The sequence below is a fragment of the Streptomyces monashensis genome, from assembly GCF_001866665.1.
Lineage (GTDB): Bacteria > Actinomycetota > Actinomycetes > Streptomycetales > Streptomycetaceae > Streptomyces > Streptomyces monashensis.
Genome location: NZ_MLYO01000051.1, coordinates 56,964 through 72,277 on the forward strand (window position 1 = coordinate 56,964; position 15,314 = coordinate 72,277).

At 71.5% G+C, this 15,314-nt stretch carries 15 protein-coding genes; 8 read left to right on the forward strand and 7 right to left on the reverse strand.

The annotated features are described in order from the left end of the window. Window positions 1-101: 101 nt before the first annotated feature. Entirely contained in the window at window positions 102-2,465 is a 2,364-nt protein-coding gene (locus BIV23_RS28430) for an immune inhibitor A domain-containing protein (RefSeq protein WP_071383827.1), read from the reverse strand. A 305-nt stretch (window positions 2,466-2,770) separates the two neighbouring features. Here BIV23_RS28430 and BIV23_RS28435 point away from each other — a divergent pair, with 305 nt between their 5' ends. After that, entirely contained in the window at window positions 2,771-3,010 is a 240-nt protein-coding gene (locus BIV23_RS28435; protein WP_071383828.1) for a hypothetical protein, read from the forward strand. An 88-nt stretch (window positions 3,011-3,098) separates the two neighbouring features. On the opposite strand, the gene BIV23_RS28440 is transcribed toward BIV23_RS28435, so the two are convergent. Together BIV23_RS28440 and BIV23_RS28445 are read right to left on the reverse strand one after the other, a co-directional pair. After that, entirely contained in the window at window positions 3,099-3,740 is a 642-nt protein-coding gene (locus tag BIV23_RS28440) for an RDD family protein (protein ID WP_071383829.1), read from the reverse strand. 74 nt (window positions 3,741-3,814) lie between these two features. Then, window positions 3,815-5,434: an RDD family protein gene (locus BIV23_RS28445; protein ID WP_071383830.1), complete on the reverse strand. Its 1,620-nt coding sequence runs from the start codon at window positions 5,432-5,434 to the stop codon at window positions 3,815-3,817. Between the two features lie 234 nt (window positions 5,435-5,668). Between BIV23_RS28445 and BIV23_RS28450 the strand changes: the two genes are divergently transcribed. Next, window positions 5,669-6,082 carry an SsgA family sporulation/cell division regulator gene (locus tag BIV23_RS28450; RefSeq protein WP_071383831.1) on the forward strand — a complete coding sequence of 138 codons (414 nt, stop codon included), beginning with the start codon at window positions 5,669-5,671 and terminating at the stop codon, window positions 6,080-6,082. A gap of 41 nt (window positions 6,083-6,123) precedes the next feature. Here the strand turns inward: BIV23_RS28450 and BIV23_RS28455 are convergent, their stop codons facing one another. Beyond that, window positions 6,124-7,539, reverse strand: coding sequence for an FAD-binding oxidoreductase (locus BIV23_RS28455; RefSeq protein ID WP_071383832.1), 1,416 nt, complete (start codon window positions 7,537-7,539; stop codon window positions 6,124-6,126). 92 nt (window positions 7,540-7,631) lie between these two features. On the opposite strand from BIV23_RS28455, the gene BIV23_RS28460 reads away from it, so the two are divergent. Next, window positions 7,632-7,850: a hypothetical protein gene (locus BIV23_RS28460; protein WP_071383833.1), complete on the forward strand. Its 219-nt coding sequence runs from the start codon at window positions 7,632-7,634 to the stop codon at window positions 7,848-7,850. A gap of 13 nt (window positions 7,851-7,863) precedes the next feature. Here the strand turns inward: BIV23_RS28460 and hppD are convergent, their stop codons facing one another. Then, a complete protein-coding gene (hppD, locus tag BIV23_RS28465) occupies window positions 7,864-9,012 on the reverse strand; it encodes a 4-hydroxyphenylpyruvate dioxygenase (protein ID WP_071383834.1) in 1,149 nt (382 codons plus the stop codon). A gap of 122 nt (window positions 9,013-9,134) precedes the next feature. On the opposite strand from hppD, the gene BIV23_RS28470 reads away from it, so the two are divergent. From BIV23_RS28470 to BIV23_RS28490, 5 genes are read left to right on the forward strand one after another with little or no spacing between them, the layout of a single operon-like run. Continuing rightward, window positions 9,135-9,614, forward strand: coding sequence for an Lrp/AsnC family transcriptional regulator (locus BIV23_RS28470; RefSeq protein WP_071383835.1), 480 nt, complete (start codon window positions 9,135-9,137; stop codon window positions 9,612-9,614). A 35-nt stretch (window positions 9,615-9,649) separates the two neighbouring features. Continuing rightward, the gene (locus BIV23_RS28475; RefSeq protein ID WP_071383836.1) at window positions 9,650-10,297 is read left to right on the forward strand and encodes an ABC transporter permease; all 648 of its coding nucleotides are present in this window, start codon (window positions 9,650-9,652) and stop codon (window positions 10,295-10,297) included. Then, window positions 10,290-11,561, forward strand: coding sequence for a betaine/proline/choline family ABC transporter ATP-binding protein (locus tag BIV23_RS28480; RefSeq protein ID WP_071383837.1), 1,272 nt, complete (start codon window positions 10,290-10,292; stop codon window positions 11,559-11,561). The genes BIV23_RS28475 and BIV23_RS28480 overlap by 8 nt, the downstream gene beginning before the upstream one ends. Further along, entirely contained in the window at window positions 11,558-12,442 is an 885-nt protein-coding gene (locus BIV23_RS28485) for an ABC transporter permease (protein ID WP_071383838.1), read from the forward strand. Before BIV23_RS28480 ends, BIV23_RS28485 begins: the two co-directional genes overlap by 4 nt. After that, window positions 12,439-13,395, forward strand: coding sequence for a glycine betaine ABC transporter substrate-binding protein (locus BIV23_RS28490; RefSeq protein WP_071383839.1), 957 nt, complete (start codon window positions 12,439-12,441; stop codon window positions 13,393-13,395). The genes BIV23_RS28485 and BIV23_RS28490 overlap by 4 nt, the downstream gene beginning before the upstream one ends. A gap of 18 nt (window positions 13,396-13,413) precedes the next feature. Here the strand turns inward: BIV23_RS28490 and BIV23_RS28495 are convergent, their stop codons facing one another. Both BIV23_RS28495 and BIV23_RS28500 read right to left on the reverse strand, forming a co-directional pair. Further along, entirely contained in the window at window positions 13,414-14,205 is a 792-nt protein-coding gene (locus BIV23_RS28495) for a S16 family serine protease (RefSeq protein ID WP_071383840.1), read from the reverse strand. 178 nt (window positions 14,206-14,383) lie between these two features. Further along, window positions 14,384-15,025 carry an IclR family transcriptional regulator gene (locus tag BIV23_RS28500; protein WP_071383841.1) on the reverse strand — a complete coding sequence of 214 codons (642 nt, stop codon included), beginning with the start codon at window positions 15,023-15,025 and terminating at the stop codon, window positions 14,384-14,386. Window positions 15,026-15,314 lie beyond the last annotated feature (289 nt).

A 15,314-nucleotide genomic window follows, 5' to 3' on the forward strand; every position in this document is an offset into this window, starting at 1 on the left:
GTCGGTGTCAATAAGCGGTCCACATGACGCACCTAAACACGATCGGCGGCAACCCGCCAAGGGTTTGCCGCCGATACGTGTCTGACCTGCGAAAACGCTGACTACTTCACCGCGGGGCCGACTTCCAGCTCGATCGTCGAGCCGTTCGGGGCCTGCTTGGTGATCTTTATCCTGGTGTTGGTGTCAGTGACCTTGACACCGCCGGTCGGGTTCGCCGGGTCGTAGTAGGCGCTGGTGTGATCGTTGAAGACCGGCACCCCCTTCTGCGACGTGATCCTGGTGGCGACGCCCGACTGGTGCAGCGTGATCGCGTCCGTCGGCTCCAGCGTGAAGGGGGAGTCGTAGGCCTGCATCCGGTTGCGCAGCAGCGTGCCGTCGGACCAGCGCAGCGCCTTCGGGTGGGCGTCGACCGGCAGGATCAGCCCGGTGCCCGGGTGGGCGTTCGCGTTGGTGTTGTTGTCCGCCTGGGAGGTGTCCCACTTCCAGATCAGCAGGCCGTTCTGGTACGGGTAGTGCTCCACCCAGTCGGGACGTGCGGTGTTCTGGTAACCGAAGTTGTACGGGCCGGACTTGAGGGTCTTGTCGTACGACACGTACTGCCGGTTCTCGGCGAGGTAGTACTGCTTGTAGTCCTTGGTGAAGGACGCGCCGATGCGGGAGAAGCCCGAGGCGGTCCAACCGGCGTCCGCGGACTCGGCGTTGTCGGAGAACAGGGGCGCGCCGTCCGCCGTGACCGTGATCTCGTCGGCCGCGAAGCCCTTCAACGCCACGCCGCCGTCGGTCTGGTAGCGGAAGCGCAGGTCGATCTTCCTGCCCGCGTAGGCGTCGAGGGAGTACGACAGCTTCTTGTACGCGTCACTCGTGCCGGTCAACGCGGGCTTGCCGGAGCCGTCGCGCGGGACGGCCCGGCCGCCCACCGTGCCGTCCAGGGCGGTCCAGTCGGCGCCGCCGTCGGTGGACACCTCGGTGTAGAGGTAGTCGTAGCCGTTCTCGATGTCGTACCAGCCGTCCAGGCTCAGGGCGGCCGAGGCCTTGCCGGTGAGGTCGACGGAACGGGTCAGCGTGTTCCTGAGGTTGTCGCCGCTGCCGCTCCACCACTGGGACGCGCCCTGCGCCGGGGTGACGACCTCGGTCGTGACCGCCTTGTCGGGCAGCGAGACGACCACCGCCTGGCGGTACTTGGTGTTGTACTCGGCGTAGCCCAGCTTGTGCCAGGAGGGGACGCCGGCCTTGGCCGTGTCGTAGTTCAGCCAGCCCAGCTGCAGCTTGTCCCAGGCGTTCAGGTCGCCGGGCAGGTCGCCGATGGCCTCCTTGCCGGTGCCGAGCCAGGAGCCGGAGGACATCAGGGTCCAGAAACCGGTGGAGTTGTCGCCGCCGGCGGTGTCGTACTCGTCGGGCAGGCCGAGGTCGTGGCCGTACTCGTGGGCGAAGACGCCGAGGCCGCCGTTCTCCGGCTGGATGGTGTAGTCGCCGACCCAGATGCCGGTGTCGCCGACCTGGGCGCCGCCGAGCTTGTTGCCCGCCGGGCCGGTCGCGCCCGCGTCGGTGCCGAAGGCGTACCAGCGATGGGCCCAGATCGCGTCCTTGCCCTGCGCGCCGCCGCCCGCGGACTCGTCCTCGCCGGCGTGCACGATCTGGAAGTGGTCGACGTAGCCGTCGGGTTCGTTGAAGTCGCCGTCGCCGTCGTAGTCGTAGCGGTCCCACTGGTCGTACTGGGCGAGGTCCTTCTCGATGTCGGCGCCGGACCTGCCGGCCGCCTTCTGCCCGGCGACCCAGGCGTTCAGACCGTCGCTGACCACGTTCCACACGCTCGGGCAGTTGGTGGAGCCGCAGGCGTTGTTGCCGTAGCGGGCCTCGTTGTAGGGGACCTTGACCCAGTCCGCGACCTCGCCGTCGACCGAGTAGCGGCCCGAGGACTGCTTCTCGTAGTACTTCTTCAGCGACTCGGTCTTGCCGCCGGTGCCGAAGTAGAGGTCCTGGTAGTGCTTCCGGTTGTAGTCCGCCTGCCAGGCCGTCGAGTTGTCCTTCGTACGGTCCGGCGCGGCGATCGTGTTGTGCAGCGGGCCCGCGGTGCCGCCGTACGCGGGGTCGGTCCGGTCCCCGAACTCCACCAGGATCGTGAAGATCTTGTCGGTCTTCTCGCGGCTCAGCTCGACGTACTTGCCGTCGCCCTTCCTGCTCTTGAGCTCGACGACCTTGGAGCCACCCCGGTCCTTCGCCTCGGCCTTGCCCGCGATCAGCTGGTTCAGCGCCTCCTGGCGCTGGGCCTTCCGCGTCTTGCTGAGCGGGCCGTCGAGGTCGTGCGCCTCCTGCCTCACCGGGGCAGGGTCGTGCCGGTGGGCGGCGGCGGAGCGGGCCGGCCGGGTGGCGGCCTCCGCGACGGCGAAGGTGGCGAACGTGGCGGAGGCCGCCGCCAGCGTCACGCCGATCGCGGCCGCTCTGAACGTCCAGGATCTGCTGGTCACTTGAGTTCCTCCCCTGCGTCTGTCCGACGCATGTCAAGTGACGCAATTTGACTAGAGGTTTAGAAGAAAAGACAGATCTTGACTCAATCAGGCCCCGTGCACTATGCCGAGCTGACGTTCGCTTTACGCACCTGCAGGCGGACTATGCCGCCACCCCATGACTCCGTGCGCCCCCTGTGCACCGGTACCGTGGGTTAGGTCACGCTTACCAACCGTCCGGCTCGGGCATGCACGCGGTGAGAGTCGAACGGCACGCCACCTGTTCCCCCGACAATCCCCCGAAGACTTCCGAGGACACGATTGCCATGCCTCGTCCGACCGCCGCACAGCTCGCCTACGGTTCCTGCACCGTGATCTTCTCGACGCTCGCCATGCTGCTGCTGTCCCAGACGAGTTCGGGCCTCGGGATCACCGTCATCGCCCTCGCGGCCCTGGCCCTCGGGCTGCTCGTCGCGATGACGGTGCCGCTGCCGAAGGCCCGCGCGGCCGTGGCACCGGCCGACCCCGTCGAGCCCGCACCCCAGGAAGCGCCGGTCTCCCTGTGAGGGACGGACACGGGAGCGGCGGGCTCGTGACAGCTCACGAACCCGCCGCTCTCGTGTCGTGTCCGCGGCTCGCGGTCACGGCATCCGGTCAACTCGTGCTGACCACCACCGTCTTGGCCGCCTTGTCGTGCAGGCCCTGCTTGTACGGCTTGTCGAAGTAGCTCCAGCCGCCGCAGATCGCCGTCCAGACGCAGGCGCAACAGAACGCGAACGGCACCCACAGCACCAGGGAGCGGATCAGCATCGTCTGCACGGACGGGGTGGCGCCGTCGTCCAGGTTCGCCACCCGCATGCCGAGCCACTTCTTGCCGAGGGTCTGGCCGTACCTGCTCATCATGAAGGTGTCGTACGCGGTGTAGAGCACGGCCCCGATGACCGACTGCCCGACGGACTTGGCGACCTCGACGTGGTCGCCGTTGATGTCGTACTCGCGCACCCCGAACGCCCAGGTGAGCAGCCACACGACGATGCCGACGAGGATCATGTCGAAGATCCGGGCGAGGGTACGCCGGGCGCTGTCGGCCAGCGGGGGCATGCCGGCCAGCGGGTCGGCGGGGTAGCCGTACGGTCCGCCGCCGTACGGTCCGCCGCCCGGCGGCGGGGGCTGCTGGGCGCCGCCGTACGGGGTGTCGTACGGCGAGCCCGACCCCTCGTGCGACGGGGGCCGCTTCCTGAACGGGTCGTCCTCGGGGGGCTGCTCTCCTGAGCCGGGGGGCGGTGCGCTGCTCATGGCCCGAGTGGATCGCGAACACCCCGGCTCCGCACGCGGCGGGCGGCCGTACGGAGTAGCTCCCCCTTCCCGCGTCAGCCGGCGACGAAGGTGTGCGCCGCCTTGTCGTGCCAGCACTGGTGCCAGGGCCGGTCGAACAGGCACCACAGCACGCCCACGATCCCGATGCCGAGCAGCCCGGGGACGCTGTAGACGAGCCAGCGGCGCAGCGCCGGGCCGAAGGCCGGGGGCTCGTGGGCCTCGATGTCGCGCACCTCCAGGCCCAGCGCCCGCTTGCCCAGGGTGCGGCCCCACTTCGCGGTCGGCAGCACCTCGTAGGCGACGCCGACGAGGAGGAGGACGGCGAGCACGATGCCGAGGCTGGTGGCGGTCGTGCCGTCGAGCAGCCAGACGGTGACCTCACGGCCGGACAGCCTGGCCGCGTCGATCTTCTGCTGGACGTGGTCGGCGGCGCGCAGGCCGAGCGGCACGGCGGCGGCGGCCGTCACGGCGAGCACGATCAGGGTGTCGATCAGCCGGGCCGCGAGCCGCTTGGCGAGTCCGGCGGGCCGGGCGGCGGCCTGGCGGCGCGCGGCCGCCTGGAAGACGTCCTCCACCGGCGGTTTCCACGGCGCCATGGGCTGCTCGTCCCCGCCCCCGGCCAGCTGGTGCACCTGCTGGGCCCAGGAGGCCTGGCCGCCGCCCGGCCCGCTGGTCAGCGGGGTGCCGGGGGCGCCGCCCTGCGCCGGCACCGACGGGGCGACGGCGGCCTGGGCCTGCTGGGCGGCCTGGGGTGTCTGCGGCGGCTGAGCGGCAGCGGCACGTGCGGCGGCGGCCTTGCCCGCGCCGAATCCCGGGCCCGCGGCCGGAGACGGCGCGGCGGCAGGCGGGGCGGGCCGGCCGACGGGTCCCTGCGGGCCGAAGCCGCCGGCCCCGCCCTGCCCCGGGCCCGCGTCCGTGCCGGACCCCTGCGGGCCGAAGCCGCCCGAGGCGTCGGCGGAACTCGCCGTACCGGCGCCGGGACCGGCCTGGCCCGGCACGAAGCCCGTACCCGGCCGGCCGGCGGCCGGCGCACCCGGGCCGGAGGTCTGCGGGCCGAAACCGGAGCCCGCGCCGGCCTCCTGGCCCGCGGCGGACGGCTGGGCGCCCGGCCGGGCCTGGCCCGGCACCGGGCGGAACGTCATCGTGCCCTCGTCCCTGACGGCGGCAGGGCCGGGGACCGGACGGCGGAAGATGAAGGTGCCGCCGGGATCCGGGGCGTCGTCCTGCGCGGGCGGGACCGGGGCCGCGGCATCGGTACGGCCGCCCTGGCCGCCCGGCTCGCCCTGCCCCGCCGCCGGGACCCTGGGATCGGCGCCCCACGGGGTGTGCCCGTCACCGGCGCCCGCCCGGCCCTGCGCGCCGCCCGCACCGGCACGCTGCCCCTGCTGCCCGCCGGCCGCCGGGCCGCCCGCCTGCTGCTGCCCGGTGGGCGTCGCCGGCTGGGGGTCCTCGTCGAAGAAGTGCGGCCCCGTCTCCTCCACGGCCGGGGCCGGGGTCACCGGGCGGACGCCCGGGGGCGGGGTGAGCGGCTCGCCGTCCCGCGGCGCCGGGCGGCTGGTGCCGGGCACCCAGGAGGCGCCGTTCCAGTACCGGACGTAGCCGGGGATGGACGGGTCCGGGTAGTAGCCCTCGCGGGGCCTGTCGTCACCTGGGGCCGGGGTTGGGGCGCTCATGTCCGTCGTCCCGTATCTGCTCGGGGGTGTGCTGAAGGGTCCACATCTATCAGACCGGGGCGGCCCGCAGCGCCAGTCCCGCCGGACCGAACCCCTTCCGGGCAACGCCGGACCCGGCTCTCACAGATCCCCGGAAAAAATTTCCCAGAACCCGCGTAATGGCGCGGCCCTCGCCCTCTCTCCCCCGGTGCGGGCCCGTTCCGAGGCCCCCGGCACGAGAAGAAGGGCAACGTCATGCATCACACCGTGGTGGAGCGGGAGCTGGAGCTGAGGCTCATCCTGGCGCCGGAGCGCAGCATCCCGGTCCCGGCCCGGCTCGTCTACCGCTCCGACGATCCGTACGCCGTCCACATCACCTTCCACATCAACTCCGAGTCCCCGGTCCACTGGACGTTCGCCCGCGATCTGCTGGTGGAGGGGGTGTTCCGGCCGTGCGGGCACGGGGACGTGCGGGTGTGGCCGACGAAGGCCGACGGGCGCAGCGTCGTGCTGATCGCGCTCAGCTCCCCGGACGGGGACGCGCTGCTGGAGGCGCCGATCCCGCAGGTGTCGGCGTGGCTGGAGCGGACGCTGACGGCGGTGCCGCCGGGGACGGAGGGCGAGCAGCTGGGCATCGACGACGCCCTCGACCAGCTGCTCGCCCGGTGAGCAGCTGGTCGAGGCCGGTGAGCCGACGGGGCCGCGGGGGCTCAGAACAGCTTGCCCGGGTTGAGGATGCCCAGCGGGTCGAAGGCGTGCTTCACCGCGCGCTGCATCTCCACCCCGACCGGGCCGATCTCCCGGGCCAGCCACTCCTTCTTCAGGACGCCGACGCCGTGTTCGCCGGTGATGGTGCCGCCCAGCTCCAGGCCGAGGGCCATGATCTCGTCGAAGGACGCGCGGGCCCGCCGGGACTCGTCCTCGTCCTGGGCGTCGAAGCAGACGGTGGGGTGGGTGTTGCCGTCGCCGGCGTGCGCGCAGACGCCGATCGTCAGGTCGTACGCGGCGGCGATCCGCTCGACGCCTTCGAGCATCGCGCCCAGCCGGGAGCGGGGCACGCACACGTCGTCGATCATCGTCGTGCCCTTGACCGCCTCCAGCGCGGTCAGCGAGAGCCGCCGGGCCTGGAGGAGGAGTTCGGACTCGGCGGCGTCCTCGGCCGGTACGACCTGGGTGGCGCCGGCCGCCTCGCACAGGGCGCCGACGGCGGCGAGGTCGGCGGCCGGGTCCGGGGTGTCGAAGGCGGCCAGCAGCAGCGCCTCGGTGGTCTCCGGCAGACCCATGTGGGCGAGGTCGTTGACCGCCTTGACGGTCGTACGGTCCATCAGTTCGAGGAGGGAGGGCACGTGACCTCCCTCCATGATCCGGCAGACGGCGTCGCAGGCCGCCGCGGCGGAGGGGAACTCGGCGGCCAGCACCAGTTGCCGCGGCGGCTTCGGCTTCAGCGCGAGGACGGCCCGGACGACGATGCCGAGGGAGCCCTCGGAGCCGACGAAGAGCCGGGTGAGGTCGTAGCCGGCGACGCCCTTCGCCGTGCGGCGGCCGGTGGACATCAGACGGCCGTCGGCCAGCACCACGTCCAGGCCGAGCACGTACTCGGCCGTGACCCCGTACTTCACACAGCACAGGCCGCCGGAGGCCGTGCCGATGTTGCCGCCGATGGTGCACATCTCCCAGCTGGACGGGTCCGGCGGGTAGTACAGGCCGTGTTCCTCGACCGCGCGGGAGAGCGCGGCGTTGACGACGCCCGGCTCGACCACCGCGATCCGGTCGACCGGGCTGATCTCCAGGATGCGGTCCATCCGGGTGAGGGACAGCACGACGCAGCCGTCGGTGGCGTTCGCGGCGCCGGACAGACCGGAGCGGGCGCCCTGCGGGACGACCGGGACGCACAGCTCGGTCGCGACACGCATGACGTGCTGCACCTGTTCGACGGTGCGGGGCAGGACGACGACGGCGGGGGCGCCGGCCGGGCAGAAGCTCGCCATGTCGCGGGCATAGGACGCGGTGACGTCCGGGTCGGTCAGGACGGCCTCGGCGGGCAGGCCGGCCAGGAGCCGGTCGGTGAGGTTGCTCGTCTCTGCGGTGTCGTCGGAGCGAGGGGCTTCGATACGGCTCATGATCACAGCGTGACACTCGCGGCCATCGGTGTGAACCCCGTACCGGCCTCCCTTGGGCCGCCCGGATGTGCTCGTCGTACTGACGCACAGTGAGCGCCATGGACTACCGACTGACCATGCCGGGTACCTGCCGGGTGTTGTTGCTGGCGCTGCTGGCGGCCGGTGTCGCCGTGGCCGTGGTGCTGACGCTGCTGCCGCGGGAGCGGCCACGGACGGTGGTCCGGGCACCGGCCGCCGGCCCGGGGGCGCCGTTCACGCGGGCGCGGGCGGTGCCGGGCGGCGCACCAAAGATGGCACCGCCCAGGATCACCTTGTAGGGAACTGGGGGAACTAGAGGTTGCCCCGCTTCTCCTGCTCGCGCTCGATCGCCTCGAACAGGGCCTTGAAGTTGCCCTTGCCGAAGCCCATCGAGCCGTGCCGCTCGATGATCTCGAAGAAGACCGTCGGACGGTCCTGGACCGGCTTGGTGAAGATCTGCAGCAGATAGCCGTCCTCGTCGCGGTCGGCGAGGATCCTCAGCTCACGCAGGGTCTCGATCGGCACACGGGTGTCGCCGACCCACTCGCCGAGGGTGTCGTAGTACGAGTCCGGGGTGCCGAGGAACTCGACGCCGGCCGCGCGCATGGTGCGTACGGTCTGCACGATGTCGTTGGTGTTCAGCGCGATGTGCTGGACGCCGGGGCCGCCGTAGAACTCCAGGTACTCGTCGATCTGGGACTTCTTCTTGGCGATCGCGGGCTCGTTGAGCGGGAACTTCACCTTCAGGGTGCCGTCCGCGACGACCTTCGACATCAGGGCGCTGTACTCGGTGGCGATGTCGTCGCCCACGAACTCCTTCATGTTCGTGAAGCCCATGACGTTGTTGTAGAAGGCCACCCACTCGTCCATCCGGCCGAGCTCGACGTTGCCGACGCAGTGGTCGATGGCCTGGAAGGTGCGCTGGGCGGGCTGGGCGACCATCGGCCGGGCGGCGACGTAGCCGGGCAGGTAGGGGCCGTCGTAGCCGGTGCGCTCGACGAGGGTGTGGCGGGTCTCGCCGTAGGTGGCGATCGCGGCGAGGACGACGGTGCCGTGCTCGTCCTTCACCTCGTACGGCTCGGCGAGCGAGCGGGCGCCGTGCCCGACGGCGTAGGCGTGGGCGGCGCGGGCGTCGGGGACCTCGATGGCCAGGTCGATGACGCCGTCGCCGTGCTCGGCCACGTGCCGGGAGAGGAACTCGCCCCAGGGGGTGCTCGGCCTGATCACCGAGGTGAACACGAACCGGGCGGAGCCGTTCTCCAGGACGTAACTGGCGGTCTCGCGGCTTCCGTTCTCCGGTCCGGAGTACGCGACCACCTTCATGCCGAAGGCAGTGGAGTAGTAGTGCGCCGCCTGCTTGGCGTTGCCCACGGCGAAGACGACCGCGTCCATCCCCTTGACCGGGAAGGGATCGGCCTGCCGGGCGGTGTCGGGAGTCTGGTGTGTGGTCTGCTGCGTCATGGCGGAAGCGTGGCCCCGCCCCGCAAGGTGCGCAATAGTTTGCGTATCGGCTGGGCAGTCTGTACAGCGATATGGCCGTACCAGCGAGCTTTCTGTACAGGATGACCATCCCTGGAGGTGCCGTGGCGATCGATCATCTGGACGGGCGGATCATCGTGCTGCTGGCCGACGAGCCGCGCGTCGGGGTGCTGGAGATGTCCCGGCGGCTGGGGGTGGCGCGCGGGACCGTGCAGGCGCGTCTGGACCGGCTTCAGTCGAACGGAGTCATCCGCGGATTCGGTCCCCAGGTGGAGCCCGCGGCCCTCGGCTACCCGGTCACCGCCTTCGCCACGCTCCAGATCCGGCAGGGCCAAGGCCCCGACGTCCGGGCCCACTTGACGACCGTGCCGGAGGTGCTGGAGCTGCTGACCACGACCGGCAGCGGGGACATGCTGTGCCGGCTGGTGGCCCGGTCGAACGCCGATCTTCAACGGGTGATCGACCGCGTCGTCGGTTTTGATGGCATCGTCCGGGCCTCCACGGCGATCGTCATGGAGAACCCCGTTCCGCTGCGGATCATCCCGCTGGTGGAGCAGGCCGCCCGGGACAGCGAAGGGACGTGACCTGTAGCGGCGTGACCGGTCTGGGGTGAGCGCGGGTGAACTTCTGGGAGTACCTGGGCAGTCGTCAACAGCAGCTGCTCGCGGACGCCTACCAGCACGCCAGCGCGGTCTTCCAGTGCATGGTCCTCGCGACCGTCATCGGGGTGGTGATCGGGGTCGTCACCTACCGCTCCGACTGGGCGGGCAACCTCGCCACCACCGCGACCTCCACCGTGCTCACCGTCCCCTCCCTCGCCCTGATCGGTCTGCTCGTCCCGGTCGTCGGGCTGGGCGTGCCGCCGACGGTGATCGCGCTGACGCTGTACGGGCTGCTGCCGATCGTGCGCAACGCGATCGTGGGCCTGCGCGGGGTCGACCCGATGCTGGTGGACGCGGCCCGGGGCATCGGCATGTCCCGGGCGATGCGGCTGGTGCGGGTGGAGCTGCCGCTGGCCTGGCCGCCGATCCTGACCGGGATCCGGGTCTCCACGCAGATGCTGATGGGCATCGCCGCGATCGCCGCCTACGCCTCCGGCCCCGGGCTCGGCAACGAGATCTTCCGCGGGCTCGCCTCCCTGGGCAGCAAGAACGCGCTGAACCAGGTGCTCGCGGGCACCCTCGGGATCATCATCCTCGCACTCCTGTTCGACGCCGCGTACGTCCTGATCGGGCGGCTGACCATCCCCAGGGGGATCCGTGTCTGAGACCGCCGCCCAGGAGACGACCGCGCACACCGCCTCGACCGCGCACGGCGCCTCGATCGAGCTGGAGAACCTGACCAAGCACTACCCGGGCGGCGCGCAGCCGGCCGTGGACGGCGTGAGCATGGAGATCAAGGCGGGCGAGACGGTCGTCTTCGTCGGCCCGTCCGGCTGCGGGAAGTCCACGACGCTCAAGATGATCAACCGGCTGATCGAGCCGACCGGCGGCCGGATCCGGATCGGCGGCGAGGACGTCACCGACATCGACCCGGTGAAGCTGCGCCGCAAGGTCGGCTACGCCATCCAGTCCGCCGGTCTCTTCCCGCACATGACCGTCGCGCAGAACATCGCCCTGGTGCCGAGGATGACCGGCTGGCCGAAGGCGCGGATCCGGGCCCGGGTCGAGGAGCTGCTCGACCTCGTCGGGCTCGACCCGGGCGAGTTCCGGGGGCGCTATCCGCGCCGGCTGTCGGGCGGACAGCAGCAACGGGTGGGTGTGGCACGGGCGTTGGCGGCGGATCCGCCGGTGCTGCTGATGGACGAGCCGTTCGGCGCGGTCGACCCGATCACCCGCGACCACCTCCAGGACGAGCTGATCCGGCTCCAGCACGAGCTGCACAAGACGATCGTGTTCGTCACCCACGACTTCGACGAGGCGATCAAACTGGGCGACCGGATCGCCGTGCTGCGCGAACGCTCGCACATCGCCCAGTTCGACACCCCGGAGGCGATCCTCACCAACCCGGCCGACGACTTCGTCTCCGGTTTCGTCGGCGCGGGCGCGGCCCTGAAACGGCTGAACCTGACCCGGGTGCGGGACGTGGAGATGCGGGACTACCCGACGGTGACCGTGGACACCCCGCTCCAGCAGATCTTCGGGCATCTGCGCTCCAGCGGCGAGAGCGAGATCCTGCTCCTCGACCGGCGCCGGCGCCCCTACAAGTGGCTGCGCCGCGGCGACCTGATGCGGGCCAAGGGCTCGCTGGCCCGCGCGGGCACGCTCGTGCACGACACGGTGACCCGGGACGGCACCCTGCGCGACGCGCTGGAGGCCGTGCTCACGGACAACGCGGGCCGCGTCGCGGTGACCGGCCGACGCGGGGAGTACCTCGGCGTCGTCGACATGGAGACGCTGATGAACTCCGTGCACGAACTGCTGGAGGCCGACCGGCTGGAGGCGATGGAGGCGCAGCACGAGCTGGAGGAGGCGCGCGCCCAGCAGACCCATCAGGAGCAGGAGGGTCCCGGAGGGGTGACGAAGGCATGAGCACTCCCACGGGCAAGGCCCCGGCCGGCAAGGCGCCGTCCGCCGAGCGCCCCGCCGGCGAGCACGAGGTCGAGGGGCTCGCCTTCCGCGACGAGGGCGAGGCCGAGCAGGAGGCGCCGCCCCCGGCGCAGCGCCCGCCCGCCCGGCGGGTGACCTGGCAGCGGCTGACGTTCCTGCCGGCGTTCCTCGTCGCCGTACTGCTCGCGACCTGGCTGTGGTTCCGGCAGGCACACCTCGACACGATCTCGAGGAACGCGCTGTCGAACGGCCAGGTGTCCAAGGCGCTGTGGCAGCACGTGGAACTGACGGCGATCTCCACCTTCTTCGTGCTGGTCATCTCGATCCCGCTGGGCATCGTGCTCACCCGGCGCTCCTTCCGCAGGGCCACCCCGGTGGCGCTGACCTTCGCCAACATGGGTCAGGCGACGCCCGCGATCGGCCTGCTGGCCCTCCTGGTCATCTGGCTCGGCACGGGCACGAAGGCCGCCCTGATCGGGATCATCGTCTACGCGATCCTGCCGGTCCTCTCCAACACCATCGCCGGTCTGCAGGCCAACGACCCGACGCTGCTGGAGGCGGCCCGCGGCATCGGCATGTCCCCGCTCGGCGTGCTCACCCGGGTGGAACTGCCGCTCGCCGTCCCGCTGATCCTCGCGGGCGTCCGCACGGCCCTGGTCCTCAACGTCGGCACGGCGGCCCTGGCGACCTTCGGCGGGGGCGGCGGCCTGGGCGTGCTGATCACCACCGGCATCACCACCCAGCGCATGCCGGTGCTGGTGCTCGGCTCGGTCCTCACCGTGGCACTCGCCCTGCTGGTGGACTGGCTGGCCTCGCTGGCCGAGGCGCTGCTGCGGCCGCACGGCCTGGAGGTGGGCGCATGAGACGCGGTGCGTGCCTGACGCTGGCGGGGCTGCTGCTGGCCTCCGGCTGCGGGCTGACCAGCGGCTCCCCCATGGCTGACGACGTGGGGCCGGGCACGATCGGCACGGGCGGGCCGCTCAAGGGGGCCCACATCACCGTCACCTCCAAGGAGTTCACCGAGCAGCTGATCCTCGGCGCGATCATGGGGATCGCCTTCCAGGCGGCCGGCGCGGACGTGCTCGACCGCACCGGCATCCAGGGGTCGATCGGCGCCCGGGAGGCCGTCAAGGGCGGCACGGCGGACGCACAGTACGAGTACACGGGCACCGCCTGGATCACGTACCTCGGCCACAGCGAGCCCATCCCCGACCCGCAGCGACAGTGGCAGGCGGTGCGCGACGCGGACCTGCGCAACGGGCTGACCTGGCTGCCGTCCGCGCGCCTGAACAACACCTACGCGCTGGCCATGAACCAGGCCCACTTCAGGAAGTACGGCACCACCACCCTCTCGCAGGTGGCCGCGCTCGCCGCGAAGGACCCCGGCGCCGTCACGCTGTGCGTGGAGAGCGAGTTCGCCAACCGCGCCGACGGACTGCCCGGGCTGGAGAAGGCGTACGGGATGAGGATCCCGGCGGGCAACGTCACACAGATGGACACCGGGATCATCTACACCCAGGTGGCCAAGGGGAAGTGCACCTACGGGGAGGTGTTCACCACCGACGGGCGGATCAAGTCGATGAACCTGGCTGTGATGGCGGACGACAGGAAGTTCTTCCCGGACTACAACGCGGCCCCGGTGGTCAACAGCAAGGTCCTGAAGCAGTGGCCGGCCATCGCGCACGTCATCGAACCGGTCACCAGGAAGCTGGACAACTCGGTCGCGCGGACCCTGAACGCCAGGGTGGACGTGGACGGCCAGGACCCGCACCAGGTGGCGCTGGACTGGATGCGGCAGCAGGGCTTCGTGAAGTAGCGTCCCGGCGGCGGCCGTTCAGCAGCTCGGGACCGAACCCTTGCCGCTCTCCAGGACGTTCAGGGCGTTCACCGCGCCCTTCAGCGTGGTGACCGGGACCAGCTTGAGCCCCTTCGGCAGGTCCGCCTCGGCGTCGGTGCACTCGGCCTTCGGCACCAGGAACACCGTCGCGCCGTCGCGGCGGGCGGCCTGCGTCTTCAGGGCCACCCCGCCGACCGCGCCCACCGTGCCGTCGGCGTCGATCGTGCCCGTGCCGGCGATGTTCCGGCCGCCGGTGAGGTCGCCGCCGTTGCCGTCGCCGTGCAGTTTGTCGATGATCCCCAGCGTGAACAGCAGGCCCGCGCTCGGCCCGCCCACGTCGGCGAGCTTCAGCGTGACCTTGACCTTGTCGGCGCTCAGCCCGAGGTACTTGAGCGCCGCCTGCGTCGCCGCGTCCTGGGACTGCTGCATCTGCGCCTGGTTGTGCTGCTCGATCTCCTTGACGGTGTCGCCGCTCGGGTAGACGGCGTCGCGCGGCATCACGGCCCGGTCGGTACGGAACCAGTTGCCGATCACGTCCCCGAGGGACACCCGGGCGTCCGGACCGGTCGCCATGATGGTCACCATCCGCAGCTGCCCGCTGGTCCTGCGCACGGGCGCACCGGCGACGTTGATCACCTGGGTGCCCTGGTTCGTACCGAGCACGTTCGCGGTCATCCCGGGCTGGGCCACCGAGAACGGCAGCGGCGCGAACACCGCCGTGGCGAGCAGGGCCACGACGGGCAGCGCGCAGACGGCTACGGCCTGGGGACGAGTGAGACGTGAGAGCACGGGTTCAATCTAACGCGACCGCCCCGGGCGGCCCGCGCCACGTGTCCCGTACGGCGTACGCGCCCGGTCCGCCGCACGCCGCGTACAGGTCCGTTCCCGTACGTGCGGGGGTCGGGGCCGTCGTCGTGACCACGGGCGACCGCGGCCACGACGGTTCCGGCACCGGGCGGCCACGCGCTCAGCGCAGGGCCTCGGCCACCTCCCGGGCGGCCTCCACCACCCTCGGCCCCACCCGCTCCGGTACGGAGTCCACCAGCATCACCACGCCCACGCTGCCCTCGACCCCGGTGACCCCGACGAGCGGCGCGGCGGCCCCGCTGGCCCCGGCCTCCAGCTCCCCGTGCGTCAGTGTGTACCCGGGATCGGCGGCGGACGGCTGCCGGGCGGCCAGGATGGCCTTCCCCGCCGCTCCCCGGTCCAGCGGGTGCCGGAAACCGGCCCGGTACGCCACGTGGTAGTCGGTCCACGTCGGCTCGACCACGGCGACGGCCAGTGCCTCCGCGCCGTCGACCAGGGTCAGATGGGCCGTCGCGCCTATGTCCTCGGCGAGCGAGCGCAGCGCGGGCAACGCGGCCTCCCGGACCAGCGGGTGCACCTGGCGGCCGAGCCGCAGCACCCCGAGGCCGACCCGGGCTCGTCCGCCCAGGTCACGCCGTACGAGCGCATGCTGTTCGAGGGTGGCGAGCAACCGGTACACGACGGTACGGTTCACGCCCAGTTTGGTGGACAACTCGGTGACGGTCAGCCCGTGGTCGGTGTCGGCCAGCAGCTTCAGGACACGCAGTCCCCGATCGAGCGTCTGCGAGGTCTCCGCGGTCACGACGCCCACTCCTTTGGTGGTGAGGCCGGCGGGCCCCTGAGCGGCGGATGCGTGGCCGAGTCCCGTCGGCGACGCGTTCAGAGGCCGCCGATCGGCAGAACGGCTCCGGCGGCTCCGGGCCAAGGTCGCTTCACGGCTGCGCTCCGCGGCGACGCTGCCACGGGGCGGTGCGTAGCGGGACAGTAGCGAAGCCGGTTCGCTGAGCGGAAGTCTCCGTCCAGAATCCGGGCAAGACGAGATCCGGCCTGCCTGGATTCGTCCGGATACGGGGTCCGGGACGGGGTCCGGG

Coding starts and splice junctions, on each gene's coding strand:
- BIV23_RS28440 (WP_071383829.1), bottom strand. CDS start 3,740: ATGAGCAGCGCACCGCCCCCCGGCTCAGGAGAGCAGCCCCCCGAGGAC.
- BIV23_RS28450 (WP_071383831.1), top strand. CDS start 5,669: ATGCATCACACCGTGGTGGAGCGGGAGCTGGAGCTGAGGCTCATCCTG.
- BIV23_RS28490 (WP_071383839.1), top strand. CDS start 12,439: ATGAGACGCGGTGCGTGCCTGACGCTGGCGGGGCTGCTGCTGGCCTCC.
- BIV23_RS28460 (WP_071383833.1), top strand. CDS start 7,632: ATGGACTACCGACTGACCATGCCGGGTACCTGCCGGGTGTTGTTGCTG.
- hppD (WP_071383834.1), bottom strand. CDS start 9,012: ATGACGCAGCAGACCACACACCAGACTCCCGACACCGCCCGGCAGGCC.
- BIV23_RS28445 (WP_071383830.1), bottom strand. CDS start 5,434: ATGAGCGCCCCAACCCCGGCCCCAGGTGACGACAGGCCCCGCGAGGGC.
- BIV23_RS28485 (WP_071383838.1), top strand. CDS start 11,558: ATGAGCACTCCCACGGGCAAGGCCCCGGCCGGCAAGGCGCCGTCCGCC.
- BIV23_RS28435 (WP_071383828.1), top strand. CDS start 2,771: ATGCCTCGTCCGACCGCCGCACAGCTCGCCTACGGTTCCTGCACCGTG.